Origin of the sequence: Bacillus sp. FSL M8-0049, from assembly GCF_038593355.1 — a bacterium.
Lineage (GTDB): Bacteria > Bacillota > Bacilli > Bacillales > Bacillaceae > Bacillus > Bacillus safensis.
In genome coordinates this window covers 2,370,861-2,396,737 of the sequence record NZ_CP151986.1, presented here as the reverse complement: position 1 = coordinate 2,396,737, position 25,877 = coordinate 2,370,861, and the positions used below count along the sequence as shown (strand labels likewise).

The 25,877-nt window shown below is 42.9% G+C and carries 26 protein-coding genes, 1 other RNA gene and 1 other annotated feature; of the genes, 22 read left to right on the top strand and 5 right to left on the bottom strand.

The window, feature by feature from the left end; genetic code table 11:
- From aspS to NSU13_RS12370, 3 genes are all read left to right on the top strand, one after another.
- Nucleotides 1-1,779 carry an aspartate--tRNA ligase gene (aspS, locus tag NSU13_RS12380; protein ID WP_327826036.1) on the top strand — a complete coding sequence of 593 codons (1,779 nt, stop codon included), beginning with the start codon at nt 1-3 and terminating at the stop codon, nt 1,777-1,779.
- A 76-nt stretch (nt 1,780-1,855) separates the two neighbouring features.
- Nucleotides 1,856-2,036: non-coding RNA, 6S RNA (gene ssrS / locus NSU13_RS12375), on the top strand.
- A gap of 92 nt (nt 2,037-2,128) precedes the next feature.
- Entirely contained in the window at nt 2,129-2,893 is a 765-nt protein-coding gene (locus tag NSU13_RS12370) for a tRNA threonylcarbamoyladenosine dehydratase (protein WP_335370815.1), read from the top strand.
- Nucleotides 2,894-2,926: 33 nt separating this feature from the next.
- Here NSU13_RS12370 and NSU13_RS12365 read toward each other — a convergent pair whose 3' ends face one another.
- Complete coding sequence (locus NSU13_RS12365) at nt 2,927-4,192, bottom strand: replication-associated recombination protein A (protein ID WP_044331684.1); 1,266 nt, start codon at nt 4,190-4,192, stop codon at nt 2,927-2,929.
- Nucleotides 4,193-4,400: 208 nt separating this feature from the next.
- On the opposite strand from NSU13_RS12365, the gene NSU13_RS12360 reads away from it, so the two are divergent.
- The 8 genes from NSU13_RS12360 (at nt 4,401) to NSU13_RS12325 (ending at nt 11,260) form a co-directional block, all read left to right on the top strand.
- Nucleotides 4,401-4,820 (top strand): Rrf2 family transcriptional regulator, encoded by a 420-nt coding sequence (locus tag NSU13_RS12360; protein ID WP_024423125.1) that lies wholly within the window; start codon nt 4,401-4,403, stop codon nt 4,818-4,820.
- A gap of 18 nt (nt 4,821-4,838) precedes the next feature.
- The gene (locus NSU13_RS12355; protein ID WP_034279917.1) at nt 4,839-5,981 is read left to right on the top strand and encodes a cysteine desulfurase family protein; all 1,143 of its coding nucleotides are present in this window, start codon (nt 4,839-4,841) and stop codon (nt 5,979-5,981) included.
- Between the two features lie 94 nt (nt 5,982-6,075).
- Complete coding sequence (gene mnmA / locus NSU13_RS12350) at nt 6,076-7,194, top strand: tRNA 2-thiouridine(34) synthase MnmA (RefSeq protein WP_024423123.1); 1,119 nt, start codon at nt 6,076-6,078, stop codon at nt 7,192-7,194.
- 59 nt (nt 7,195-7,253) lie between these two features.
- On the top strand, nt 7,254-7,907 hold the full coding sequence (locus NSU13_RS12345) for a tetratricopeptide repeat protein (RefSeq protein ID WP_034279920.1): 654 nt from the start codon (nt 7,254-7,256) through the stop codon (nt 7,905-7,907).
- 19 nt (nt 7,908-7,926) lie between these two features.
- Nucleotides 7,927-10,311 carry an ATP-dependent RecD-like DNA helicase gene (locus NSU13_RS12340; protein WP_335370816.1) on the top strand — a complete coding sequence of 795 codons (2,385 nt, stop codon included), beginning with the start codon at nt 7,927-7,929 and terminating at the stop codon, nt 10,309-10,311.
- Nucleotides 10,312-10,384: 73 nt separating this feature from the next.
- Nucleotides 10,385-10,903 (top strand): PRC-barrel domain-containing protein, encoded by a 519-nt coding sequence (locus NSU13_RS12335; RefSeq protein ID WP_052470355.1) that lies wholly within the window; start codon nt 10,385-10,387, stop codon nt 10,901-10,903.
- A gap of 13 nt (nt 10,904-10,916) precedes the next feature.
- The gene (locus tag NSU13_RS12330) at nt 10,917-11,108 is read left to right on the top strand and encodes a hypothetical protein (RefSeq protein WP_003216308.1); all 192 of its coding nucleotides are present in this window, start codon (nt 10,917-10,919) and stop codon (nt 11,106-11,108) included.
- Between the two features lie 20 nt (nt 11,109-11,128).
- Entirely contained in the window at nt 11,129-11,260 is a 132-nt protein-coding gene (locus NSU13_RS12325) for a YrzQ family protein (protein ID WP_003216198.1), read from the top strand.
- Between the two features lie 104 nt (nt 11,261-11,364).
- On the opposite strand, the gene NSU13_RS12320 is transcribed toward NSU13_RS12325, so the two are convergent.
- From NSU13_RS12320 to NSU13_RS12305, 4 genes are all read right to left on the bottom strand, one after another.
- Nucleotides 11,365-12,015 carry an amino acid ABC transporter permease gene (locus tag NSU13_RS12320; protein ID WP_024427867.1) on the bottom strand — a complete coding sequence of 217 codons (651 nt, stop codon included), beginning with the start codon at nt 12,013-12,015 and terminating at the stop codon, nt 11,365-11,367.
- Nucleotides 12,016-12,030: 15 nt separating this feature from the next.
- Nucleotides 12,031-12,684, bottom strand: coding sequence for an amino acid ABC transporter permease (locus NSU13_RS12315; protein ID WP_024427868.1), 654 nt, complete (start codon nt 12,682-12,684; stop codon nt 12,031-12,033).
- A 77-nt stretch (nt 12,685-12,761) separates the two neighbouring features.
- On the bottom strand, nt 12,762-13,571 hold the full coding sequence (locus NSU13_RS12310; protein ID WP_041118106.1) for a transporter substrate-binding domain-containing protein: 810 nt from the start codon (nt 13,569-13,571) through the stop codon (nt 12,762-12,764).
- A gap of 13 nt (nt 13,572-13,584) precedes the next feature.
- The gene (locus NSU13_RS12305) at nt 13,585-14,313 is read right to left on the bottom strand and encodes an amino acid ABC transporter ATP-binding protein (RefSeq protein ID WP_024423116.1); all 729 of its coding nucleotides are present in this window, start codon (nt 14,311-14,313) and stop codon (nt 13,585-13,587) included.
- 230 nt (nt 14,314-14,543) lie between these two features.
- On the opposite strand from NSU13_RS12305, the gene NSU13_RS12300 reads away from it, so the two are divergent.
- The 11 genes from NSU13_RS12300 (at nt 14,544) to NSU13_RS12250 (ending at nt 25,866) form a co-directional block, all read left to right on the top strand.
- Nucleotides 14,544-15,608 (top strand): AI-2E family transporter, encoded by a 1,065-nt coding sequence (locus tag NSU13_RS12300; RefSeq protein ID WP_041118105.1) that lies wholly within the window; start codon nt 14,544-14,546, stop codon nt 15,606-15,608.
- 44 nt (nt 15,609-15,652) lie between these two features.
- Nucleotides 15,653-15,860 (top strand) — a binding site (T-box leader).
- 80 nt (nt 15,861-15,940) lie between these two features.
- The gene (gene alaS, locus NSU13_RS12295) at nt 15,941-18,577 is read left to right on the top strand and encodes an alanine--tRNA ligase (protein ID WP_041118103.1); all 2,637 of its coding nucleotides are present in this window, start codon (nt 15,941-15,943) and stop codon (nt 18,575-18,577) included.
- Between the two features lie 89 nt (nt 18,578-18,666).
- Nucleotides 18,667-18,933 carry an IreB family regulatory phosphoprotein gene (locus NSU13_RS12290; RefSeq protein ID WP_008358522.1) on the top strand — a complete coding sequence of 89 codons (267 nt, stop codon included), beginning with the start codon at nt 18,667-18,669 and terminating at the stop codon, nt 18,931-18,933.
- 3 nt (nt 18,934-18,936) lie between these two features.
- The gene (gene ruvX / locus NSU13_RS12285; RefSeq protein ID WP_024427871.1) at nt 18,937-19,353 is read left to right on the top strand and encodes a Holliday junction resolvase RuvX; all 417 of its coding nucleotides are present in this window, start codon (nt 18,937-18,939) and stop codon (nt 19,351-19,353) included.
- Between the two features lie 15 nt (nt 19,354-19,368).
- Nucleotides 19,369-19,650 (top strand): DUF1292 domain-containing protein, encoded by a 282-nt coding sequence (locus NSU13_RS12280; protein WP_024423112.1) that lies wholly within the window; start codon nt 19,369-19,371, stop codon nt 19,648-19,650.
- 154 nt (nt 19,651-19,804) lie between these two features.
- A complete protein-coding gene (locus NSU13_RS12275) occupies nt 19,805-20,371 on the top strand; it encodes a biotin transporter BioY (protein ID WP_041118101.1) in 567 nt (188 codons plus the stop codon).
- Nucleotides 20,372-20,406: 35 nt separating this feature from the next.
- Nucleotides 20,407-21,831: an acyl-CoA synthetase gene (locus NSU13_RS12270; RefSeq protein ID WP_046312306.1), complete on the top strand. Its 1,425-nt coding sequence runs from the start codon at nt 20,407-20,409 to the stop codon at nt 21,829-21,831.
- Nucleotides 21,819-22,907 (top strand): acetyl-CoA C-acyltransferase, encoded by a 1,089-nt coding sequence (locus NSU13_RS12265; protein ID WP_041118097.1) that lies wholly within the window; start codon nt 21,819-21,821, stop codon nt 22,905-22,907. The genes NSU13_RS12270 and NSU13_RS12265 overlap by 13 nt, the downstream gene beginning before the upstream one ends.
- 73 nt (nt 22,908-22,980) lie before the next feature.
- Nucleotides 22,981-24,063: an endolytic transglycosylase MltG gene (mltG, locus tag NSU13_RS12260; RefSeq protein WP_041118095.1), complete on the top strand. Its 1,083-nt coding sequence runs from the start codon at nt 22,981-22,983 to the stop codon at nt 24,061-24,063.
- A 211-nt stretch (nt 24,064-24,274) separates the two neighbouring features.
- On the top strand, nt 24,275-24,940 hold the full coding sequence (locus NSU13_RS12255) for an O-methyltransferase (protein WP_039180249.1): 666 nt from the start codon (nt 24,275-24,277) through the stop codon (nt 24,938-24,940).
- Nucleotides 24,937-25,866: a peptidase U32 family protein gene (locus NSU13_RS12250; RefSeq protein WP_041118091.1), complete on the top strand. Its 930-nt coding sequence runs from the start codon at nt 24,937-24,939 to the stop codon at nt 25,864-25,866. The genes NSU13_RS12255 and NSU13_RS12250 overlap by 4 nt, the downstream gene beginning before the upstream one ends.
- Nucleotides 25,867-25,877: the final 11 nt, after the last annotated feature.

The following is a 25,877-nucleotide window of genomic DNA, read 5'->3' as shown; positions in this document are numbered from 1 at the left end:
GTGTTTGGTAGAACTTTTTATTGTGGAGAAGTAACAGAAGACCAAATCGGTCAGTCAGTTGTATTAAAAGGATGGGTTCAAAAAAGGCGTGACCTAGGCGGATTAATCTTTATTGATTTGCGCGACCGTACAGGGATTGTACAAGTTGTCTTCAATCCAGACTTATCAAAAGAGGCGCTTGAGACAGCAGAATCAATTCGTAATGAATATGTCCTTGATATTAAAGGAACGGTTGTTGCAAGAGAAGAAGCAACGATCAACCCAAATTTAAAAACGGGCAAAATTGAAATTCAAGTCGAAACGGTCACCGTTTTAAATGAAGCGAAGACTCCTCCATTTGTGATTTCAGATCAAGCAGATGAGGTATCAGAAGATGTTCGTTTAAAATATCGTTACCTGGATCTTCGCCGCCCTGCAATGTTTGAAACAATGAAAATGCGACATGAAGTCACAAAAGCATTCCGCCATTTCTTAGACGACAACGGCTTTCTAGACATTGAAACACCAATTTTAACGAAAAGTACCCCAGAAGGTGCGCGTGACTATCTTGTTCCAAGCCGTGTACACGAGGGAGAATTTTATGCATTGCCTCAGTCTCCGCAATTATTTAAACAATTGCTGATGGTTTCTGGAATGGACCGTTATTATCAAATTGCCCGCTGTTTTAGAGATGAAGACTTGCGTGCTGACCGTCAGCCGGAATTTACACAAGTCGATATTGAAATGTCCTTTATGAGTCAAGAGGATATCATGACGCTTGCTGAAGAGATGATGGCGAAGGTGATGAAAGATGTCAAAGGAGTAGACCTTACATTGCCATTACCTCGTATGACATACGATGAAGCGATGAATTCTTATGGATCTGATAAGCCGGATACACGCTTTGAGATGAAGCTGGTGAACATTTCAGACACGGTAAAAGACTCCGATTTCAAAGTGTTTAGCGGAGCTGTGAAAAATGGTGGGTCTGTGAAAGCCATCAATGTAAAAGGGGCTGCAGCGAACTACTCAAGAAAAGACATTGATGCACTTGGTGCATTTGCAGCGAACTACGGTGCAAAAGGTCTAGCTTGGCTAAAAGCAGAAGGGACTGAATTAAAAGGGCCGATCGCTAAATTCTTTGATGAAGCAAAGCAAGCTGAATTAAAAGAACAGCTGCAAGTTGAAGAAGGCGACCTTTTACTTTTTGTTGCAGATAAGACGTCTGTTGTCCATGATGCGCTTGGTGCACTTCGCTTAAAACTTGGTAAAGAGCTTGGACTGATCGATGAGTCTGTATTCAATTTCTTATGGGTTGTCGATTGGCCGCTGCTTGAAAAAGATGAAGAAGAAGGCCGCTTCTATGCTGCCCATCATCCATTCACAATGCCAGTTCGCGAGGATCTTGAATTAATTGAAACAAGCCCGGAAGACATGAAGGCGCAGGCTTACGATCTTGTGCTGAATGGCTACGAGCTTGGCGGAGGTTCTATTCGTATTTTCGAAAAGGACATTCAAGAAAAGATGTTTGGCTTACTTGGTTTTTCAAAAGAAGAAGCTTACGAACAATTTGGCTTCCTGCTGGATGCGTTTGAGCATGGTGTTCCTCCGCATGGCGGAATCGCGCTGGGTCTTGACCGTTTAGTGATGCTGCTTGCAGGCCGCTCTAACTTAAGAGATACGATTGCATTCCCAAAAACGGCAAGTGCGAGCTGCGTTCTTACAGATGCCCCTGGCCATGTAAGCGAGGCGCAGCTTGATGAGCTGAGTTTAGCGATTAAACCAAAAGTAAAACAGTAAAATAGGCGCATGTTTATAGGTATGTAAACGCTTGAAAAAGAAATATGCCTATGATATGCTTTCATCAATAATAAATAAAGTCCTGATACGTACGGTGGTTACCTAGTTTTGACCGAACATTTTTTTATACGGGAGCTTGCCTTTCCTTTCTGCATAAATGCCTCTTTAGAGGACTTATAAAGTCAGGAAGAAAGCACCCACCTGCATGGTGCGGGGTTCAAAACGAAGGAAATGCTGGCGGCGTCATCGGGACTTTTTTGTGTTTTTTTCTTTTAGAGAAGGATGACGGAGAAGTCTGAATATGATATGATTCTTTCGATTCATTTTAAATAAAGGTGGAGTGAGGCACTTGTTACATCAGTTTTCAAGAAACGAGCTTGCCATTGGCAAGGAAGGCTTAAATATACTAAAAAACAGTACAGTTGCAGTGCTTGGTGTGGGCGGCGTTGGTTCATTCGCAGTAGAGGCACTCGCTCGTTCAGGCGTTGGCCGTATTGTTCTTGTTGATAAAGATGATATTGATATTACAAATGTAAATCGTCAGCTTCCAGCATTGCTATCAACAGTTGGCCAGCCAAAGGTTGACTTAATGCAGGCGAGAATCGCTGATATTAATCCAGATTGTGAAGTTGTTGCGCTGAAGATGTTTTATACAGAGGAAACATACGAGCAATTTTTTGAGTATCCGCTTGATTATGTCATTGATGCCTCAGATACCATTCACTATAAAATTCATTTAATGAAAGAGTGTCTGAAACGAGGTGTGAACATCATTTCAAGTATGGGAGCTGCGAACAAAACAGATCCGACACGCTTCAAAATTGATGATATTTCAAAAACACATACCGACCCTATTGCAAAAGTTGTGAGAACACGTCTGCGTAAGGAAGGGATTCGTAAAGGAATTGAAGTCATTTTCTCTGATGAAAGTCCGATTGTTATTCGTGAAGATGTCAGAAAAGAAGTTGGAAATGATGAAGCGAAGATTCGCAAGGCGCAAATGCCGCCATCATCCAATGCATTCGTTCCGTCTGTTGCTGGGCTGATCATGGGTGGTCATGTCATTATGAAGCTTTTAAAAGATATTCCAATTACACGTGTGAAGGATAAATAAACAGCCTGCCTGCTGAAATGCAGGGGGCTTTTTTTATTTCTGGCGTTTTAAATTTTCATAGACCTGTTTCAATGCACCTTCAAATTTTCCGGTTTGTTTCGGTACATAGTATTGCTTGTTTTTCAGCGGATCAGGTAAATATTGCTGCTTCACCCAGCCGTTTTCGTAATCATGCGGGTATAAGTAATCGACGCCTCTTCCGAGTGCTGTGGCGCCTTTGTAGTGAGCATCCTTTAAATGAACTGGAACTTCTCCAATTTTCCCTGTACGAATGTCACCAAGTGCCGCATCAATCGCCTTATATGCCGAATTAGACTTAGGAGAAAGACACAGCTCAATCACTGCGTTCGCCAGTGGAATCCGTGCTTCTGGGAAACCGATTCTTTCTGCTGTTTGTACTGCGCTTAACACGCGGGGGCCAGCCTGCGGACTGGCTAAGCCAATGTCCTCGTAAGCCATCACGAGTAATCTTCTGGAAATGCTCTCAAGGTCTCCTGCTTCGATCAGTCTGGCAAGGTAATGCAGCGCCGCATCTGTATCAGATCCCCTAATGGATTTTTGAAAAGCCGAGAGGACATCATAATGAGCATCACCATTCTTGTCATGTGAGAAGCTCTTTTTTTGTAAACATTCTTCTGCTGCGGCAAGAGTGATTGTGATATGCCCTGTCTCATCAGCTTTTGTCGATAGGACAGCGAGCTCGAGTGCATTTAAAGCAGAACGCACGTCTCCTCCGCATCCATTGGCAAAATGATTCATCGCTTCATCGTCCACTGTCACCTCATAGCCGCCAAGCCCTCGATGCTCATCCTGTAAGGCTCTTGTTAACGCAGCTTTGATTTGCTCTGTTTCAAGCGGCTTCAGCTCGAATATTTGTGTCCGGCTTCGAATGGCAGGATTGATCGCATGGTAGGGATTAGCCGTCGTTGCCCCAATTAAAATGATCATGCCATTTTCTAAATAAGGAAGAAGAAAATCCTGCTTTCCTTTATCAAGCCGGTGGACTTCGTCTAAAATAAGGATCACCTGGCCGCTCATTTTCGCTTCAGCGGCAACAGCTTCCATATCCTTTTTGTTATGAATGACCGCATTCAACGTTCGAAAAGCAATGCTTGTACTGCCAGCAATCGCGGTTGCAATCGATGTTTTGCCGATGCCCGGCGGTCCATATAAAATCATCGAGGATAAATGTTTTGCCTCGACCATTCGCCTAATAATTTGACCTTCTCCAACAAGATGCTCCTGCCCAATAATGTCTTCAATATGACTTGGGCGCATCCGGTACGCTAAAGGTTTCATAATTATCTCTCCTATAGCAATGTCTTGTTTGTATAGAGTACCGAAATTTCTTCAAATAGAAAAGGGATTCGTCCTTCTATCATGCTCAGAACCCGTAAATGAAAGTTGGCTGAAAGTATGATATAATTGCTTCTGGTCTATATATCGGCGTATATGAAATCAGAAAAATAATTGATGACATAGAATAGAAAACGCAGAGGTGTTTAACTTGAAAATATCAACTAAAGGCAGATATGGTCTGACGATCATGATCGAATTAGCCAAAAAACATGGCGAAGGCCCTACATCATTAAAATCAATCGCTCAAAACAATGATTTGTCTGAGCATTATTTAGAGCAGCTTGTATCACCACTCCGCAATGCCCGTCTTGTAAAAAGTATCCGCGGAGCGTATGGCGGCTATGTTCTTGCACATGAACCAAACGAGATCACAGCAGGTGATATTATTCGTGTATTAGAAGGACCCATTAGTCCTGTTGAAGTCATCGAAAACGAAGAACCAGCAAAGCGTGAACTATGGATTCGTATTCGTGATGCAGTAAAAGACGTACTAGACAATACAACTCTTGAAGACTTGGCAAGCTACACAGATGACGGGGATCAAGACTCGTATATGTTCTATATTTAGATCAGAGGTGTACCGGAAATGGAACGAATCTATTTAGATCATGCGGCCACAACGCCGATGGATCAGCGTATTGTGGACAAGATGATGCCGTACTTTACAGAGATATTTGGCAATCCCTCTAGTATTCATTCATATGGGCGCGAGGCAAGAAAGTGGCTCGATGAAGCAAGAGAAGTCATTGCAGGAGAATTACACTGTAAACCGCAGGAGATCATCCTCACAAGCGGTGGAACCGAGGCGGACAACCTGGCAATTACAGGTGTTGCCATGGCAAGACAGCATGAAGGAAAACATATCATCACAGTGAAAACAGAGCATCATGCGGTGCTGCATACATGTGAACGCCTAGAAAAACTAGGATTTGAAGTGACATATTTAGATGTGGACGAAACAGGATTGATTCATCTTGATCAATTAAATCAAGCATTGAGAGATGATACGATTCTTGTGACCGTCATGTACGGCAATAATGAAACAGGTGTGATTCAGCCAATCAAAGCCATTGGCGAACTTCTGCGTGATCACACTGCTCATTTTCATACAGACGCAGTGCAGGCGTTTGGCACAGTGCCCATTGATGCAGCAGATCTCCATATTGATCTTTTATCTGCTTCTGGCCATAAGCTGAATGGTCCGATGGGAACAGGTTTTTTATATGTAAACGAAGGCGTGAAACTTTCTCCGCAAATATTCGGAGGCGAACAAGAAAGAAAGCGCCGTGCCGGCACTGAAAATGTGGCAGGAATTGTTGGGCTTGCAGAAGCTGTTCAATTAACGAAGCAAAATAGAAGAGAAAAAGCGATGCATTATGGTAAGCTCAAAGAAACCATGCTGCAAGTATTCGAAGAGGAATCTCTCAATTTCTCTATCAATGGACATCCGAAAGAGACATTGCCGCACATTTTAAATGTTCATTTCCCGGGCGTCTCCATTGAATCGCTGCTTGTGAATTTAGATATGGAAGGAATTGCTGTTTCAAGCGGATCGGCATGTACGGCTGGATCTGTCCTTCCTTCGCACGTGTTAAGCGCCATGTATGGCGAAGAAGCAAAAGAGCTGACATCCTCAGTCAGAATAAGCTTCGGTCTTGGGAATGAAGAGGATCATGTGAAGCAGGCGGCACATAAGATAGCGGCTGTTGTCAAACGCCTAGCCAAATAAATGCTTCCTTTTGTTCGTGTGTGAAAAATGAAACAGCGAAGCACCTGAAGAACGAAACGCGCATGTTGTTTCATTGAAATTGGAGTTGATGAAGATGACAAAAAGACCAGAAGATACAAGAGTTGTGGTCGGTATGTCCGGAGGAGTCGATTCATCAGTTGCCGCTCTTATGTTAAAGGAGCAAGGCTATGATGTCATCGGCATATTTATGAAAAACTGGGATGACACCGATGAAAATGGTGTTTGCACAGCAACGGAAGACTATGAGGATGTCATCCGCGTATGTAACCAAATTGGAATCCCTTATTATGCAGTGAATTTCGAGAAGCAATATTGGGACAAAGTGTTTCAATATTTTCTTGATGAATATAAAGCGGGCAGAACGCCAAACCCAGATGTCATGTGTAACAAAGAAATTAAGTTCAAGGCATTCCTTGAGCATGCACTTTCACTTGGTGCGGATTATTTGGCAACAGGACACTATGCTCGTGTTGATCGAACTGGTGATGAAGTCAAAATGCTGCGAGGTCTTGATGCAAACAAAGACCAAACGTATTTCTTAAATCAGCTGACACAGGAACAACTTGATAAAGTCATGTTCCCAATCGGTGATTTAGAGAAAAAAAGGGTTCGTGAATTGGCAAAAGAAGCAGAGCTCGCAACAGCAGCGAAAAAAGATTCAACAGGTATCTGCTTTATTGGAGAAAGAAACTTTAAAACGTTCCTCAGTCAATATTTGCCTGCACAGCCTGGTGTGATGCAGACAATGGACGGAGAAGTAAAAGGGGAGCACGATGGACTGATGTATTACACGATCGGTCAGCGCCAAGGACTTGGCATTGGCGGCAGCGGTGATCCTTGGTTTGTCGTTGGAAAAGACTTGGAGAAAAACATCTTGTTTGTTGAACAAGGCTTCCACAATCCACTTTTATACTCTGAAAGCATTTCAGCTGTTAATATCAGCTGGACTCGTCCTCATATTGTCGGAGAAAACGGTGAATTAACTTGCACAGCAAAATTCAGATACCGTCAAGAAGATCACCATGTGAAGGTCAAAATGACAGGTGAGCAAGAAGCGATGGTTATCTTTGATGAACCTGTTCGTGCTGTTACCCCGGGACAAGCGGTTGTTTTTTATGATGGCGACGAATGTCTTGGCGGCGGTACAATTGACGATGTCTTCAAAGATGGTCAAAAGCTGTCGTATGTGTAGCATGTTTCAAAACCTCAACGTCGCTGTTGAGGTTTTTTAATGAAAGGATGAGAGAGCGAATGAATTATAACGAAATCGGCATAGAAGCCTTGAATCAAGGGAATATCGAAAAAGCAGCTGAAGCTTTTACAAAAGCGATCGAAGAAAGCCCGAAGGACCCGGTTCCATATATTAACTTTGCGAACTTACTTTCAAGTATCAATGAATTTGAACGCGCTTTAAACTTTTTTCAGAAAGCAATTGAACTTGATCATACCGCAGCTGCAGCCTATTATGGAGCAGGAAATGTATATACATTAAAAGAAGACTTTATGAAAGCGAAAGACTACTTTGAACAAGCACTAAAAGCGGGCATGGAAAATAGTGATTTGTTTTATATGCTTGGGCAGACGCTCATCAAATTAGAGCAGCCAAAGCTTGCGATGCCGTATCTTCAGCGTGCTGTTGAACTAAATGAAGAAGATAATGAAGCAAGATTCCAATTTGGCATGTGCTTAGCCAATGAACACATGCTGGAAGAAGCGGTGACAACTTTTAGTGAAGTCATCACGCGTGATCCGCAGCATGCAGATGCCTTTTATAATTTAGGTGTTGCGTATGCGTACTTAGAGAAAAAAGACGAAGCACTTGAGATGCTGGGTAAAGCCATTGACGTGCAGCCTGACCATATGCTGGCACTACATGCGCAAAAGCTGATTCAAGAGGCAGAATAGATGGAAGGAGGGAAGACCTGTGCAGGAACATCCAGATCAAATGAAGCTTGAGGACGAACCGTTTTTAAAGGGGACCATTCAAGCCGTTATTTTCCATAATGAAAGTAATTTATACTCGGTGTTAAAGGTAAAAGTCATTGAAACATCGGAAAACTTAGAGGAAAAAACAGCATCTGTCACAGGCTACTTCCCAGCACTTCATGAGGAGGAAACCTACACCTTTTATGGCAAAGTGACAAGCCATCCGAAATTTGGTGAACAGTTTCAGGCCACTCATTTTCAAAAGGAAGTACCAACAACGAAGCAAGGAATCATACATTATCTCTCAAGTGATTTATTTGAAGGGATAGGGAAAAAGACGGCTGAAGAAATCGTCGGGAAGCTTGGCAATCAGACGCTTCATAAGATTATGCGTGACCCAGCTGTTTTGTATGATGTACCGCGCTTATCAAAAAAGAAGGCGGATAAGCTGGCCGCAGCGCTTCAGGAGCATCAAGGGCTGGAACAAATCATGATCAGCCTGAATCAGTATGGCTTTGGTCCACAGCTCAGCATGAAGATTTACCAAGTATACGAGAGTGAAACGCTGCAGAAAATCGAGGAAAATCCCTATCAGCTTGTCAAGGATGTCGAGGGAATCGGATTTATTAAGGCGGATGAGCTTGGTGCTAGAACAGGCATCTCAGGTAATGACCCAGAGCGGATTCGCGCCGCCTTGCTATTTACAGTGGAGACAGCTAGTCTTCAGGACGGTCATACGTACATACAAACGAAAGATTTGATCGTCGAAACCCGCAAACTGCTCAACCAAACAGGCAATGATTACAAAGTGACTGAAATGGATGTTGCCAATCAGATCATTGCACTTGGCGAAGGAAAAGAAATGATCATTGAAGACGACCGCTGCTATCATCCATCCTTATTTTATGCAGAGCAAAGTGTCGCCAAACGCATTCAAAAAATCGTCTCCCAAACAGAATATGCAGATCAATTTCCTGAATCAGAATTCCTGCTAGCACTTGGCGAGCTGGAGGAGCGGTTAGGCGTCCAGTATGCACCGACACAAAAGGAAGCGATTCAAAAGGCACTCATGTCACCGATGCTGCTTTTAACAGGCGGGCCTGGAACAGGGAAGACGACGGTCATTAAAGGAATTGTCGAGCTTTACAGTGATCTTCACGGTGTTTCTCTTGATCCGAGTGATTATAAAAAAGATGAATCCTTCCCATTTGTGCTTGCGGCACCAACTGGACGGGCGGCTAAGCGGATGACAGAATCAACAGGGCTTCCAGCTGTCACCATTCACCGGCTGCTAGGCTGGAACGGTTCGGAGGGCTTCTCGCATGATGAGGAACAGCCGATTGAAGGAAAGCTTGTCATCATTGATGAATCAAGTATGCTGGATATTTGGCTGGCGAATCATTTGTTTAAAGCGATTCCTGATCATATCCAAGTGATTATGGTAGGAGATGAACATCAGCTGCCATCTGTCGGACCAGGCCAAGTTTTACGGGATTTGCTTGCCTCAAAAGCCGTGCCGGCTGTTACCCTGACAGATATTTACCGGCAGGCAGACGGCTCAACCATTGTTGAACTGGCACATGATATGAAAAATGGTGTGCTGCCAAAGGATATTACTGCACGCTCAAAGGATCGGTCCTTCATTCGGTGTTCAGCTGATCAAATGAAAGAAGTCATTGAGAAAGTTGTCAGCAATGCTGCTCAAAAAGGATTTTCGGCAAAGGACATTCAAGTGCTCGCACCAATGTATAAAGGAAAAGCAGGCATCAATGAGCTCAACAAAATGCTGCAGCACATTTTGAATCCTAAAAAACCAAAAGGCAGAGAAATCCCGTTTGGTGATGTGGTGTACCGGACAGGTGATAAGGTGCTTCAGCTTGTGAATCAGCCGGAGAACAACATTTTTAACGGCGATATCGGCGAAATTGTCTCGATTTTTTATGCAAAAGAAAATACAGAAAAAGAAGACATGGCCGTGATCTCCTTTGATGGGAATGAAATCACCTTTACAAAAAAGGATTTTCATCAATTTACACATGCTTATTGCTGCTCCATTCACAAATCACAAGGAAGTGAATTCCCGATTGTTGTGCTGCCAGTCGTCAGGAGCTATTACCGAATGCTTCGGCGGAATCTGCTGTACACAGCCATTACACGCAGTAAAAAGTTTTTAATACTGTGCGGCGAGGAATCAGCGCTGGAATGGGGTGTGAAAAACAATGAGGATTCCCTTAGACAAACGTCCTTAACGATGCGGCTAGTGCAAACCGAACAAATCATGGATGCAGAACTTGAAGCGCTCCAAAAAGAGCTTCCGTTTAGCGTACATGACGCAAATATTGGCATGGAGGGAATCACTCCATTTGATTTTATGCATGAGTAGAAGGCTTCCATATGGGAGCCTTTTAGTATGAAAAGAACTTCTCCCATTCTGTTCATGGAAGCCATTTCTTCGTATGAGTCATGAAGCAAACGCACACGATAAGACTGTTCCGCAAAAGGTGGTTGAGCACATTTTGAGAACATGCCGAGAACTTGAAGGAATGACGATCTATACAGATGAGCTGTCCCAATCACTTGGTTCCATAAAAGATATTTGCTTTTTAGCCGGAGGCAGCTGCGGAGGATATGTGTTAGAGGGGAAAAAGAAAGACTGTGCACTCGTTCCATTCTCTGCTTTTGATCAGCTGACAGATAAAGGTTTGTATGTGAGCTGTCAGGAGGGAGTGGGCATGGATTCCACTGCTCCATTCTTGTTATTTTCAAAATTAAAAAAGAAAATGATGCAGTCGCCTGATGGTGAAAATTTAGGCATTTTGGAAGATGTATACTTTTGCTCAAATTCGGGCACAATCGTAGCATATGAACTCTCGGACGGCTTCTTTACAGAGCTATCAGGGATTCGGAAACAGTTGCAGGCTGCCGGAACCTTGATGAACGTTCAAAAGGAAGCACTGGTTCTAAACCGAACGTAAAGAGGTGCTGATTATGCTCATTTGCCCAAATTGCAAATGTAAAGACATCGGAAAAATTGGGGTCAATCAATATTATTGCTGGGGCTGTTTTATTGAATTGACACTGTCGAAAGGCAAAATATCTACACACCAAGTGGAGGAAGACGGGACACTAAGCAGCTTAGATGATCTGTTTAGTGACGATGAACGTTCAATTCAATTATAAGTGTTAAGGGGGAATTTCGAATGGGCAAAATGACTTCTTCACTATTAACGCTTGGTGCAGGTGCACTCGCATATCACTTTGCAAGCCGATATGATATGCCATCAAAGCGGGATATGAAAAAGCTAAGAAAACGTGTTATGAGAATGATGTAAACAAAAAGGGCTAAAATGATCTTCATTTTAGCCCTTTGTTTTTTTCAGCGTGATCGAAAAACCGGTCTATACGCTGAGGCATACGTCAAGAGCGGATGTTCATTTTATGCCTGCCTGTATTCTAATCGTCTTGCAAGAATAGATAAGCTGAAATTGACGACAAAATACATCATAGCTGCCAATAGGAATATCGGCAGTAAATAGGATTGGCTTTGCCCATTTAATATTTGTGCGTGATGTAATAATTCTGGAAGCGCAATGACAACAGCAAGCGACGTATCTTTTAAAAGGGATATGAATTGACTGACAATTGGCGGCACCATTCGGCGCAGGGCCTGCGGCATAATAATCATTTTCAATGTTTGAATATAGGTTAAACCAGAAGACCTGGCTGCTTCGATCTGGCCCTTATCAATTGATTTAAGGCCGCTCCGAATAATTTCTGACAGCATCGCAGATTCAAACACGGTTAAAGCTGCAATAGCAGAGGCTGTGATGCTCAGCTTGATGCCGATTTCAGGCAATGCAAAATATGTGAAAAAGATGATCAGTAAAAGCGGCAGGTTCCGAATGGTTTCTACAACAACCGCAAGCACTTTTGATAAAACCGGAATTTGAGCGAACCGCAATGTGCCAACGACTAATCCAATGATAAAGCTCAAAATGATGGAAATAAAAGCCACTTTTAAGGTGACAGCAAATCCTTCAAGTAAAAAGGCGAGATGATCAGGCTGGTAGGCACCTATAAAATCCATGATGTTTCCTCCTTTCTAGTGGCTTCTTGCTAATCTTCTTTCTAAATAACCAACACCTAGACTGAGCGGAATGGTTAATAGCAGATAGAACATGGCGACAAAGATGTAGACATCAAACGTCACAAATGTTCTAGACGCAATGAGGTCTCCCTGATACATAAGATCAAACCCTGCAATGACACCTAAAATAGAGGAGTTTTTGACAAGGTTAATAAATTGATTCCCAAGAGGGGGAATGACGATTTTAATCGCCTGCGGCAAAATGATATACCGCATCGTCCCGCCATATGACAGACCTGAAGCACGGGCTGCTTCCATTTGTCCAAGCGGCACAGCTTGTATCCCTGCACGAATGGCTTCAGCAATAAAGGCAGAGGTATAAATGGCAAGAGCGATCGTTCCAGCAGTAAAACCATCTGCTACTATACCCAGGACTGGTAAACCAAAGAAGAAAACAAAGGTGATCAATAATAACGGAATATTCCGAATAAATTCCACGTAAGCCGTCCCTAACCAGTTGAGCGGCCTGAGTGGCGCAATTCTCATAATGGCAATGAGTGTACCGATCAAAAAGCTTCCAATCAGAGCTATGACACTTGCACCAATGGTATATTTAAAGCCTTCTAAATAAAGATGAACGTTTTCAGTGAGAATGGAAAACCGCAGCAATCAGTTCACTTCCTTCCTGATCAACAGGGGAGCCAAGGAGCGGCTCACCTGAGGCATTAATCTTGACGAATCAAATGCTATTCTTTGATCCATTTTTTAAGAATCTTGTCATACTCTCCATTGTCTTTTAACGTTTTTAAGGCTTTATTGATCGCATCTGTTAATTCTTGATCTCCTTTTTTCACAGCAATGCCATAAGGCTCATCTGTAAAGGTGCCGCCGACCACTTCATAATTTGAATCCTCATCTGCCATACCAAATAAGATCGCATTATCAGTTGTCAGCACTTGCCCTTGGTTTGATTTTAATGCTGTAAAAGCCTCCTGATAGTTCTCGAATTCTAATACGGATGCTTCAGGTGCTTTCTCGCGGATATTTTGAGAAGAAGTAGAGCCTTTCACGGCCAGCACCTTCGTTCCTTTTTTAAGATCATCAATGGATTGAATGTCGCTTCCTTTTTTCACAAGCAGTGATTGTCCTGCTTCAAAGTAAACATCTGAGAAATTGACTTCTTTTTTACGCTCTTCTGTAATTGTCATGGTCGCAACAATCGCATGAATATCCCCTTTTTGAAGCAAAGGAATTCTTGTTTTAGATGTCACTTCCTTAAATTCTGCTTTTCCTTCATCGCCGAGTATTTCCTTTGTGATGGCTTTTGCAATGTCAATATCAAATCCTTCAATATCACCGCTGCTCGGATTTTTTAGACCGAATAAACGTGTGTCATTTTTTACACCGAAAATGATTTTTTTGTCTTTCTTAATGGTTTCTAAAGAACTTCCTTGTTTTGCCTCAGTTGACCCTTTTTCAGTCGATCCACAAGCAGCCAAAGCGGCAATGCAGCAAGTCATAAAGAGCATCAGGCCAAAGCGTTTCATTTTTTTCATCAAACCATTCCCCCTAGTGATTTAATATACGGCTTAAAAATAATTGAGCACGTTTCTCTTGCGGTTTTTCATAAAATGCAGCCGGTGTTGATTCTTCAAGAATTCTGCCTTCATCAATAAAGACAATGCGGTCGGCCACTTCGCGGGCAAAGCCCATCTCATGTGTGACGACAACCATGGTCATGCCTTCACGGGCCAGCTGCTTCATCACATCTAATACCTCGCCGATCATCTCTGGATCAAGTGCAGATGTCGGTTCGTCGAAAAGCATCACCTCCGGCTTCATCGCAAGCCCTCTTGCAATGGCAACGCGCTGCTGCTGTCCGCCAGAGAGTCGTGAAGGGTAGGTGTCTGCCTTTTCAGGAATGCCGACTTTATTTAAATAAAATTCAGCTGTTTCCTTTGCTTCTTCCTTGCTCACTTTTTTGACCTTCATCGGCGCAAGCATAATGTTTTCAAGCACCGTCTTATGCGGATAGAGGTGAAAATGCTGAAAGACCATGCCGATATTTTGCCTGACAAGATTAATGTTGGTCTTCGGATGCTGAACAGACACTTGGTTGACGAGAACTTTTCCCGCATCAATGCTTTCAAGACGATTGATACACCTGAGCATCGTGCTTTTACCAGACCCTGAAGGACCGATGATCACAACAACCTCCCCTTTTTGAATATGTAGGTTAATGTCCTTAAGTACATGGAACTGGCCATAATGCTTGTTGACTTCTTCGAATGTGATCATGAAGAACCTCCTCTTGTGTTTCATTGGCTAAAGCTAAAGTGGATTCTAGCACAACTTGTGTAAAAAGAAGTAAATAATGGAATATTTTCTGACGAGATTTTACTGCAAACAGTGACTTTGGATGGAGCTGTATGTTTCATGTGTATTCATTTTTAACAAAGTTAGGACAAATTTTATTTACGTGGATAATTGCAGAAAATGGTTAAACAATAAGAAAAGAGGTGAAAAAGGTGAAGAAACGTCCGATCCAATTTCTGATATATGCTGCAGGGGTCCTGCTTGTCCTTGCATCCTTGCTCATTTTACTGCAGCTCGACGAGTTATGGATGCCTGTTTTTGTATTGCTGAAGGCGGTTCTCATTCCGCTTCTCATCGCCATTTTTATTTCTTACCTGCTTTATCCTATTGTCGAAAGACTGCATGCACGAGGGCTGCCGAGAACAATCAGTCTCTTACTCATCTATGTCCTGTTTTTTGGCGGGATTGGTTTTGCGGTTTATAAAGGAGCGCCTGTTATGATCGCACAGTTAAATGAGCTGTCAGAACAAATTCCTGTCATCGCGGAAACGTATAATGGCGCTTTATCACATATTCATCATCATACGAGCCACTGGCCTGACGGACTTCACGACCGCTTGGACCGCTTCATTGTTCAATCGGAGACATATGCAGCCAATAGCGCTGAGCGGATGATTCTTAGCTGTAAAGTTTTATTTGATTACGTTTTAGTTGCAGCACTCATCCCTTTTCTTGTTTTTTATATGGTAAAAGACATGAACACGATGAAGCGGGCGGCATGGTATTTAACGCCGCCATCATTTAGGAAGAGGGGGCATGCCTTTGTCAAAGCAGTGGATGAATCGCTTGGTGATTATATTCGAGGGCAGCTGCTTGTCTGTTCTTTAATCGGGGGTGCAGCAGCCATTGTGCTCTGGCTTTTCCATATCCCGTATCCGCTCGTTCTTGGCATGCTGATAGGAGCAACGAACGTGATTCCGTATTTTGGACCGATAATTGGCGCAGTTCCTGCCATCTTTATTGCGTTTACCATCTCAGTGAAATCGGTCATCATTGTATTGATCACAGTAGCGGTGCTGCAATTTTTAGAGAGCAATGTCCTCAGTCCGATCATTGTAGGGCGAAGTCTTCATATGCATCCTGTCGTCATTATGCTTGTCTTGCTTGCAGGAGGGGAGCTGTTTGGCTTAATTGGGATGATTTTAGCCGTACCAGCAGCTGCGATTATCAGGGTGATCATTGTGCAATATATCCTGATGAGACGAAGCGTTCATTGACAAGACGAGCCGAGTTGTCTATAATAATTTCGATTCATACATATTGAAATTCAATGACGGACCCGAGTACGTTAAAAAGCTGTTGCAGAGAGAGGCTTTATTTGCTGTGAAAAGCCTTATCAGACCTTTAACGGAAGCTAGTCCCGAGTGCAGATAAACACTGCCGCTCTCTTCCGGCGTTATCGGATGTGAAGGTGATAGACGAATTTGTCTATAATCAGGGTGGTACCGCGAGAACATCTCGTCCCTGTGTAAGTCGTTTTGTGCTTGCATAGGGCGGGGTGTTTTTTCGTTTGTGTGGAGATTGATGAATGAAAAGGGAGGATTTTTGAATGAAAACTTTAACTTCAGCTCAAGTACGTCAAATGTTTTTAGACTTTTTTAAAGAAAAAGGACATGCTGTAGAACCGAGTGCGTCACTTGTACCGCATGACGATCCGACACTTTTATGGATCAACAGTGGGGTGGCAACATTAAAAAAATATTTTGATGGCCGCGTCGTACCTGACAATCCGCGTATTTGCAACGCGCAAAAATCGATTCGTACGAATGATATTGAAAATGTAGGGAAGACAGCACGCCATCACACGTTCTTTGAAATGCTTGGCAACTTCTCTATTGGTGACTATTTTAAAGAAGAGGCCATTGAATGGGCGTGGGAATTCCTCACAAGTGAAGAGTGGATTGGTTTTGATCCGAATTTGTTATCTGTGACAGTCCACCCAGAGGACGAAGAAGCATATATTCTTTGGAGAGATAAAATTGGTGTGCCTGAAGAACGTATTATTCGCCTTGAAGGAAACTTCTGGGATATTGGCGAGGGCCCAAGCGGACCGAATACAGAAATTTTCTATGACCGCGGTGAATCATACGGTGACGACATGAACGATCCAGAATTATATCCAGGCGGGGAAAACGAGCGTTATCTAGAAGTATGGAATCTCGTGTTCTCTGAATTCAACCATAATCCAGATGGGTCATACACACCGCTTCCGAAGAAAAACATTGATACAGGGATGGGCCTTGAACGAATGGTATCTGTCATTCAAAATGTGCCAACGAACTTCGATACAGACCTTTTCATGCCGATTATTCGTGCAGTCGAAACCATTTCTGGAGAAAGCTATGGTTTGGCGAAGGAAAAAGATACAGCATTTAAAGTCATTGCTGACCATATCCGGACAGTTGCCTTTGCTGTAAGTGACGGTGCGCTTCCTTCCAATGAAGGCCGCGGATATGTATTAAGACGTTTGCTGCGCCGCGCTGTGCGTTATGCAAAAACGATTCATATCCACCGTCCGTTTATGTATGATCTAGTGCCAGTTGTTGCTGAGATCATGAAGGATTTCTACCCAGATGTACAAGCAAAAGAAGAATTTATTGCGAAAGTCATCAAAAACGAAGAAGAACGTTTCCACGAAACACTGAACGAAGGGTTAGCGATTTTGTCAGAAGTGATCAAAAAAGAAAGAGACAAAGGCAGTTCACAAATTTCAGGTGAAGATGTATTTAAGCTGTATGACACGTATGGATTCCCTGTCGAGCTGACAGAAGAATACGCAGAAGATGAAAACATGACAGTTGATCGAGAAGGCTTCCAAGCGGAAATGGAGAAGCAGCGTGAACGGGCAAGAAATGCGAGACAAGATGTCGGCAGTATGCAGGTTCAAGGCGGCGCTTTAGGCGATATTAAAGTGGAAAGTACCTTTGTTGGCTACGAAAATTTAACTGCGGAAACTCGCATTATCGAACTGCTTCAAAATGGTGAACTTGTCTCTGAAGCACATGAAGGAGACACGGTGCAAATCTTGTTAGATGAAACACCTTTCTATGCGGAAAGCGGCGGACAAGTAGCGGATAAAGGAACACTAAAAAGTGCAGAAGCCATCATTGAGATCAAAGACGTGAAAAAAGCACCAAACGGTCAGCATGTCCATGAAGGAGTCGTCGTAAGCGGTACGGCTCAAAAAGGTCTCGAGGTCACTGCTGAAGTGGAATCAGCTCTTCGAAAAGGCATTGTGAAAAACCATACAGCGACACACCTTCTGCATCAGGCGCTGAAAGATGTATTAGGCAGCCACGTGAACCAAGCAGGGTCATTGGTGAATGAAAACAGACTTCGCTTTGATTTCTCTCACTTTGGACAAGTGACGAAAGAAGAATTGTCTCAGATTGAAAAAATCGTGAACGAAAAGATTTGGGAAGGCATCTCAGTTGCTATTGATCTGAAACCAATTGCTGAAGCAAAAGAAATGGGTGCAATGGCGCTCTTTGGCGAGAAGTATGGCGATATTGTCCGTGTTGTCCAAGTGGGTGATTACAGCATCGAGCTATGCGGCGGCTGTCACGTGCAGAACACTGCGGAAATCGGTTTGTTTAAAATCGCGTCTGAGTCGGGTATTGGTGCTGGAACACGCCGTATTGAAGCTGTGACTGGTAAAGGCGCTTATGAAGAATTAAATGACCAGCTGGCGATTTTAGAACAGGCAGCAAGTGAGCTGAAGTCAAATACGAAGGATGTACCAAAACGGATTGCTTCATTACAGGCAGATTTAAAAGAGGCTCAAAGAGAAAACGAATCTCTCCTTGCGAAATTAAGCCAAGCAGAAGCAGGCTCTATTTTAGAGAAAGTGACAGAAGTTGGCGGAGTGAAAGTATTAACTGAAAAAGTAAATGCTAAAGACATGAACCATTTAAGAACAATGGTTGATGACTTAAAAGCTAAATTAGGATCAGCTGTCATCGTCCTGGGAGCCGTTCAAAACGGAAAAGTAAACATTTCAGCAGGAGTGACAAAAGACGTGATCGAAAAAGGTCTTCATGCAGGAAAGCTTGTGAAGCAGGCAGCTGAAATCTGCGGCGGAGGCGGAGGCGGACGTCCAGACATGGCACAAGCAGGCGGAAAACAACCAGAAAAGCTTGAAGAAGCACTGGCAACTGTCGAAGAATCTGTCAAATCCGTTTTATAATCAGGCGATGTAGTGTAGAATAATGGTATTAGATGAGCGGTTAGAAAAAAGCTTGCTAGTAGAATGTTGGAAGAGAGGTGCAAGAAGCAGTGAGTTCATTTGATAAGACAATGAAGTTTAACTTCTCTGATGATTCAGCTGAAACCAATGTGAATGAAGTGCTCATTACAGTTCATGACGCACTCCAAGAAAAAGGATACAACCCGATCAATCAAATTGTCGGATACTTGCTGTCAGGCGACCCTGCTTATATTCCAAGACATCAGGATGCACGCAACCTAATTCGTAAACTAGAACGAGACGAATTAATTGAGGAATTGGTTAAATCGTACTTAGAGACACATAAAGAGGCGTAAAACATGAGAATTCTGGGCTTAGATTTAGGCACGAAAACCCTTGGTGTTGCGATCAGTGATGAAATGGGCTGGACAGCGCAAGGGATTGAAACCATTAAAATTGATGAAGCAGGCGGAGACTTTGGTCTCAGCCGCCTGTCTGAGATCGTTGCAGAATTTGGAGCGGATAAAATTGTACTTGGCTTTCCAAAAAATATGAACGGCACGGTCGGTCCTAGAGGCGAAGCCAGCCAATCATTTGCGAAAGTGCTAGAAAACACGTACAATGTTCCTGTTGTGCTTTGGGACGAGCGTCTGTCAACAATGGCAGCGGAAAAAATGCTCATCTCTGCAGATGTGAGCAGACAAAAGCGTAAAAAAGTCATTGATAAAATGGCGGCTGTTATGATCCTGCAAGGATATTTAGACAGCTTAAATTAAAATGAGGTGAATCAAATGGAACACGGAGAAAAGCAAATTACAATCGTTGATGATAATGGAAATGAACAGCTTTGCGAAGTACTATTTACTTTTGAAAGCGACCATTTTAACAAATCTTATGTCCTTTACTACCCAATTTCTGAGCAAGACAATGAGGAAATTGAAATTCATGCATCAAGCTTTACACCGAACGAAGACGGTGAAGATGGCGAGCTAGAGCCGATTGAAACGGATGAAGAATGGGACATGATTGAAGAAACGTTAAATACGTTCTTAGATCAAGAAGACGAAGAATAGAACAAATAAAAGGCCTGTGAACAGATCTTCTTGATCTTTCTTCACAGGTCTTTTTTTACGATTAATATGTTAACTTTATTTTATTTTATGTTGACATAATGAATTGTACCTTTTACTCTGTTTTTAACAATAAATTGAGTGAGGGGCATGGAGATTGAAAATACAAGATATGATGCAAATAGCGTTAATGACAGCGGTCATCGGGATGTTAGGCTTAATCCCGCCGATTTTACTTACATTTACACCTGTACCGATTACATTGCAAACCGCAGGTCTTTTGCTTGCTGGCGGGCTGTTAAAGCCTAAACAAGCACTAATCAGTTTATGTCTTTTTCTTTTGGTTGTGGCAGCAGGCGCACCTCTTTTGTCAGGCGGGAGAGGCGGGATAGGGGTCTTTTTTGGTCCAAGCGGTGGTTTTCTTCTTGCTTATCCTGCTGCTGCCTTCATGATCAGCTTATGGGTGAACCGGCTGAAAAAAGTAACCGCACTGCGTCTTTTTGTGATCTATGCGGTTTGCAGTATTGTGATTTTGTATATGTGCGGTATCCCCTTTCAAGCCATGATGATGCATATGAAGGTCTCGCAGGCGACTTTCCTTAGTTTGATTTATCTTCCAGGCGATCTCATCAAAGCGGGAATGTGTGCTGTCTTTACGGTCAAAATCATACAGGCCCTGTCATATCGAAAAAGGGATCTGCATAAAGGGAGGCGTGCAGTTTGAACAGAATAACGGAAAGCTATGCAGTACATGCAGAAATGAAACCAGATCAGATTGCCATCATAGATGAGCAAGAAAGCATTACATATCAAGATTGGTATGAACGTGTGCAGAGATCAGCACAGTGGTTACAAGGAACGGTTCATCAGCAAAAAAGAATCGCTTTTTTATTATCAAATGGTGCTTCTTTTTTGCAAATATTTGCGGGCGCTGCTTATGCAGGATGGACAGCCGTTCCGCTTGATCCGAGATGGAGTCATGAAGAATGTGTCGAAAAGCTCCTGTTAAGTGAGGCGGATCTCGCCATTATAGAGGATCGATTGATAAAGAGATTTGAACAGGGAAGCGTGGACATGCCGCTTCTTTCTTTATCAGAATGGAAGGAAAGAATGAGCCTTCTCACAGACAGTCCATATAACAGCTGCGATACCGAGAAGAATCCTGTCTTTTATATGGGGTTTACGTCAGGATCAACGGGCTCACCGAAAGCCTTTATTAGGCGTCAGCAGTCTTGGATCGAGAGCTTTCGAATGACCACTGCTTCATTTGGAATCACTCATCAAGATCATGCTCTTATATTAGGTACACTCTTATCCTCTCACTTTTTATATGGTGCTATTAGTACATTATACTTTGGCGGCACAGTGACGCTTTTAGAAAAATTTGTGCCAGTAAAAGCGAAGAAAGCCTTAGAGACAGGTGATATCACCGTGATGTATACTGTCCCAACAATGACAGAAACGTTACTACAAATCGAAGCTTTTAGAGAAGACAATCCACTTCTTGTCATGTCATCGGGAGCAGATTGGAGCATCTCTTCAAAAGAACAGCTCGTGATCAACTATCCACATGTCACTTTTTTTGATTTTTATGGCACATCAGAGTTAAGTTTTGTCTCTTATTTGTCTTCAAATGACTTTATGCAAAAACCTACTTCTGTTGGACGGCCTTTCTCCTCCATTCAAGTAGAAGTAAGGCGGCCCGATCAATCTGTCTGTCAGCCAAATGAAACAGGGAGAATTTATGTAAAGAGCCCAATGACGTTTTCAGGATACTTGCATGAGCAGAAACCGCCGGAGGAGTGGCTGACAGTTTACGATATGGGAGGGCTGGATGAAGACGGTTATCTGTATATGAGCGGTCGTGAGAATGGCATGATTGTCTATGGAGGACTGAATATTTTCCCAGAGGAAATTGAGCGTGTGCTAAATGAACAGCCAGAGGTCAAACGGTCGATTGTGGTTGGCGTTCCTGACCCATATTGGGGTGAAATCCCTGTTGCCATACTGGAGCAAGTGCCGCAAATAAAGGCGGTTCGACAAGCTGTTAAAGAAAAACTGGCGGCCTACAAGGTACCAAAAAAATGGCTTGTGATTGATCAAATGATTGAAACATCCGGCGGAAAAATAGCCCGCGCGAGCATAAAAAAGTGGGCGGAGGAGCAATTGTCATGCAAGCAGTGATCGTAGAAGCAAAACGAACACCCTTCGGTGATAAAAATGGGATGCTGAAAAATTATCGCCCAGAGCAATTAGCCGCTCCCCTTATTCGGCATTTGTCTCAGATGAGGACGCCGGATGACGTCATATTAGGCAATGTCGTCGGAGGCGGTGGAAATATGGCCCGTCTGTCCTCATTAGAAGCAGGTCTTCCTTTACACGTTCCCGGTATGACAATTGACAGGCAGTGTGCCTCGGGTCTTGAAGCGATCCGAACAGCTTGCGTCATGGTTCAATCGGGGGAGGGCACGATGTATATCGCTGGCGGGACTGAGAGCATTTCCAGCTCACCAATGAAAGAGAGAGCACGCTTTTCACCGGAGCGGATAGGAGATCCGCATATGGGAGAAGCAGCAGAGCTGACCGCGTCGGCATTTTCTGTCACGAGAAAAGAACAAGATGACTATGCCCTTTTAAGCTGGGAAAGAAGTTTAGCAGCATTCACACATGGTACATATTCAGAAGAAATCGTTTCGATTGACGGGATGAACATAGATGAAGCGGCTGCTAAAATAAGACCAATGGCAAAGCTGATCAAGCGGGCAAAGCCTGTATTTTTACCGGGAAAAGGAACTGTGACCGCCGCCAATAGCTGTAAGGAAGCAGACGGAGCAGCCGCCGTCGCTGTGATGGAAAGATCGCTAGCGGAAGCAAGTGGATATAAGGTGATGCTACGGTATGCCGGAAGTGCTGTGACAGCGATACATCCTCATTTTCCAGCTGCTTCACCAATTGATGCGATCAAGAAGCTTTTACATCAAGAGAACATCAAGGCAGAGGAAGTGGCGTTATTTGAAATCAATGAAGCGTTTGCGCTGAAAGCTGCACTTATTGCCCGGACGCTGGGGATACCATATGACCGGATCAATAGAAGAGGCGGTGCACTTTGCCTTGGGCATCCTTACAGCGCGTCAGGAGCTGCTATGATGGTGAGATTATTTTATGAAGGGCGCGCCTTACCGAATGGAAGCTATGTCATGGCTGCTATTGGAAGTGGTGGCGGCATTGGTTTAGCCGTGTTATGTCAAGTTCTGTCATGACATGCATAAGCAAGGAATTGCCGAACTCCGTCGAATCATGTACTATAAAAGCTAGATGTGAGGAGGGCCATGCATGTTTTCAGAACAAAAGAAACGACCATTCTTCAAAAGAAAAATGGGGATCGTCCTGTTATCTGTCCTTGCTGTCATCATCATTGCAGCATTATCAGGCTTTTTATATGTTAAATCAGCACTCGGACCGGTCGATCAAAAAAGTAAACAAACCATTAATATTCATATTCCAAATGGGACATCTGTCCGCGAAATTGCAGGCATTTTAAAAGATAATGGGCTCATTTCGAATGACGCGATTTTTACTTATTATGCAAAATACAAAAAGGCGTCCGGCTTTAAAGCGGGATATTTTCATTTAAAACAAACAATGGACGCAGACACGCTGATCAAAAAGCTGACATCTGGCGGGACAGATTACGCCTTTCAGCTTGTGATTCCAGAGGGAAGACAGCTGTCTGATATTGCAGCCATTATTGCAAATCAGACGAATTTTTCAGCGAAGGAAGTTGAAGCGAAGCTGGATGATCCTGATTTTATTCAAACACTAATGAAAAAATATCCGAAAACCGTGACATCACAGGTGAATGGAAAACAGGTGAAACATCCGTTGGAGGGTTATTTATTCCCTGCTACGTATCCATTTTATCGTGAGGATGAATCGCTCGAAACGATCATTGAAACGATGATTAAACAAACAGATCAATACGTGAAAACGTATGAAAAAGACATGAAAAAGAGAAACATGTCCATACATGATGTGTTAACGATGGCATCACTGATTGAAATGGAAGCAACAGAAAAGACAGATCGGGCAAAAATCTCAAGTGTATTCTATAACCGGTTAAAAAAGGACATGCCGCTTCAAACTGATCCAACCGTTCTTTATGCACTTGGTGAGCATAAATCCCGCGTGTATTACAAAGACCTAAAAGTGAAATCTCCTTATAACACGTATAACAACAAAGGGCTGCCGCCTGGACCTATTGCAAATGCTGGTGAATCCTCTTGGAAAGCCGCTTTGCATCCAGAGAAAACGGATTACGTTTACTTCCTTGCGAAGAAAAATGGAGAGGTCGTATTTACGAAAACGTTAAATGAGCATAATAAAGCAAAAGCGAAATACATCACAGGCAGCAATTAATGTACAAGTGAATCGAAAAAGACTGTAGACAATACGAGATTGCCTGCAGTTTTTTTCGTTGGAATCTCCATTTTATAGGTTCGCAATTGCCACTTCTTTGTGGTAAAATATATCGGGTTGTTTTTACTTAGATGAACGAAAGATTGACGAGAAAGAGAGCTGCAATAGGCAGGACTCTTCTTTTTCAGGTCATGAAGGAGCTAGACAGATAATGACTATCGAAGATGATCGAATAAATGATTATATTGAACATTTAATTCACCCAAGTCCTGATGCAATCGCTCAATTAGAGATCTATGCCAAAGAGCATCATGTGCCAATTATGGAAAAGGTGAGCATTGAGCTTTTACTGCAGCTGCTTTCGATGAAAAAGCCGAAAAAAATTCTTGAGGTTGGGACAGCGATTGGCTATTCCGCCATTCGAATGGCAACAGCTCTGCCAGATGCTGAGATTTATACGATTGAGCGCAATGCAAAGCGCTATGAAGAAGCAACACGGAATATTGAGGAATTAAAGTTAAAAGAAAGAATACACGTGTTTTTTGGTGATGCGATGGAATCGGCTAAAACGGTTCAAACGATGGCGCCCTATGATGTGATCTTTATTGATGCCGCAAAAGGGCAGTACAAGCGTTTTTTTGAATTGTTTGAACCGATGCTCGCTCATGACGGAATGATTATTACAGACAATGTCTTATTTAAAGGCTTAGTGGCAACGAATTATGAAGAAGAAATTGAAGATAAACGAAAAAAACAATTAATTGGAAAAATTGATCGATACAATCAATGGCTCATGTCAAACCCTGATTTCCAAACGTGCATTATTCCAGTTGGAGACGGGATCGCCATTAGTACAAAAAGAGGTGACCAATCATGAAGAAACCAGAATTGCTTGTGACGCCAAGCAGCGTGTCAGACGTACTGCCATTAATTGAGGCAGGAGCTGATGCATTCTTAATAGGCGAACAAACATACGGTATTCGTCTTGCAGGTGAGTTTTCAAGAGAAGATGTGAAACAAACGGTAGAGCTTGCACATGCCCATCACAAAAAAGTGTATGTGGCGATGAATGCGATTTTTCATAATGACCGCGTGCAGCTGCTTGGAGATTATTTAACCTTTCTCGATTCATTAAGCGTGGACGGCGTCGTTTTTGGAGACCCAGCCGTGATCATGGCCGCAAAGGAAACAGGAGTGAACCTGAATCTTCACTGGAGTACAGAAACGACTGGAACCAACTATTACACTTGTAACTATTGGGGCAGAAAAGGCGCATCGCGTGCTGTTCTTGCTAAAGAGCTGAACATGGACAGTGTGATCGACATCAAAGAAAATGCTGAGGTGGAGATTGAAATTCAAGTTCATGGCATGACATGTATGTTTCAATCAAAACGTACGCTCATCGGCAACTACTTTGAATACCAGGGCAAACAAATGGACGTCGTAGGCAGAAATATGGAGGAAGGGCTATTCCTGCATGACCAAGAGCGTCAAAACAAATACCCTATTTTCGAGGATGCAAACGGGACACATATTATGAGTCCAAATGATGTGTGTATGATTGACGAATTAGAAGAGTTTGTTGACGCAGGCATTGACTCATTTAAAATTGACGGAATTTTAAAGTCACTTTCTTATATGACAGAGGTGACATCACTTTATAGAAAAGCAATTGATTTACTAACGACTGACAAAGACGCGTATGAAGATCAGAAAGAAGACTGGGTGAAGCGGATTGAAGAGATTCAGCCAGTGAATCGTTCGATTGATACAGGGTTCTTCTTTAAAGAAACGGTTTATTAAGATAAGAGGAG

Excerpts from the sequence above, each read along its gene's own strand:
- NSU13_RS12365 (WP_044331684.1), bottom strand. The coding sequence starts at position 4,192 with ATGAAACCTTTAGCGTACCGGATGCGCCCAAGTCATATTGAAGACATT.
- NSU13_RS12355 (WP_034279917.1), top strand. The coding sequence starts at position 4,839 with ATGGAACGAATCTATTTAGATCATGCGGCCACAACGCCGATGGATCAG.
- mnmA (WP_024423123.1), top strand. The coding sequence starts at position 6,076 with ATGACAAAAAGACCAGAAGATACAAGAGTTGTGGTCGGTATGTCCGGA.
- NSU13_RS12345 (WP_034279920.1), top strand. The coding sequence starts at position 7,254 with ATGAATTATAACGAAATCGGCATAGAAGCCTTGAATCAAGGGAATATC.
- NSU13_RS12335 (WP_052470355.1), top strand. The coding sequence starts at position 10,385 with ATGAGTCATGAAGCAAACGCACACGATAAGACTGTTCCGCAAAAGGTG.
- NSU13_RS12330 (WP_003216308.1), top strand. The coding sequence starts at position 10,917 with ATGCTCATTTGCCCAAATTGCAAATGTAAAGACATCGGAAAAATTGGG.
- NSU13_RS12325 (WP_003216198.1), top strand. The coding sequence starts at position 11,129 with ATGGGCAAAATGACTTCTTCACTATTAACGCTTGGTGCAGGTGCACTC.
- NSU13_RS12320 (WP_024427867.1), bottom strand. The coding sequence starts at position 12,015 with ATGGATTTTATAGGTGCCTACCAGCCTGATCATCTCGCCTTTTTACTT.
- NSU13_RS12310 (WP_041118106.1), bottom strand. The coding sequence starts at position 13,571 with ATGAAAAAAATGAAACGCTTTGGCCTGATGCTCTTTATGACTTGCTGC.
- NSU13_RS12305 (WP_024423116.1), bottom strand. The coding sequence starts at position 14,313 with ATGATCACATTCGAAGAAGTCAACAAGCATTATGGCCAGTTCCATGTA.
- alaS (WP_041118103.1), top strand. The coding sequence starts at position 15,941 with ATGAAAACTTTAACTTCAGCTCAAGTACGTCAAATGTTTTTAGACTTT.
- ruvX (WP_024427871.1), top strand. The coding sequence starts at position 18,937 with ATGAGAATTCTGGGCTTAGATTTAGGCACGAAAACCCTTGGTGTTGCG.
- NSU13_RS12280 (WP_024423112.1), top strand. The coding sequence starts at position 19,369 with ATGGAACACGGAGAAAAGCAAATTACAATCGTTGATGATAATGGAAAT.
- NSU13_RS12270 (WP_046312306.1), top strand. The coding sequence starts at position 20,407 with ATGAAACCAGATCAGATTGCCATCATAGATGAGCAAGAAAGCATTACA.
- NSU13_RS12265 (WP_041118097.1), top strand. The coding sequence starts at position 21,819 with ATGCAAGCAGTGATCGTAGAAGCAAAACGAACACCCTTCGGTGATAAA.
- mltG (WP_041118095.1), top strand. The coding sequence starts at position 22,981 with ATGTTTTCAGAACAAAAGAAACGACCATTCTTCAAAAGAAAAATGGGG.
- NSU13_RS12255 (WP_039180249.1), top strand. The coding sequence starts at position 24,275 with ATGACTATCGAAGATGATCGAATAAATGATTATATTGAACATTTAATT.
- NSU13_RS12250 (WP_041118091.1), top strand. The coding sequence starts at position 24,937 with ATGAAGAAACCAGAATTGCTTGTGACGCCAAGCAGCGTGTCAGACGTA.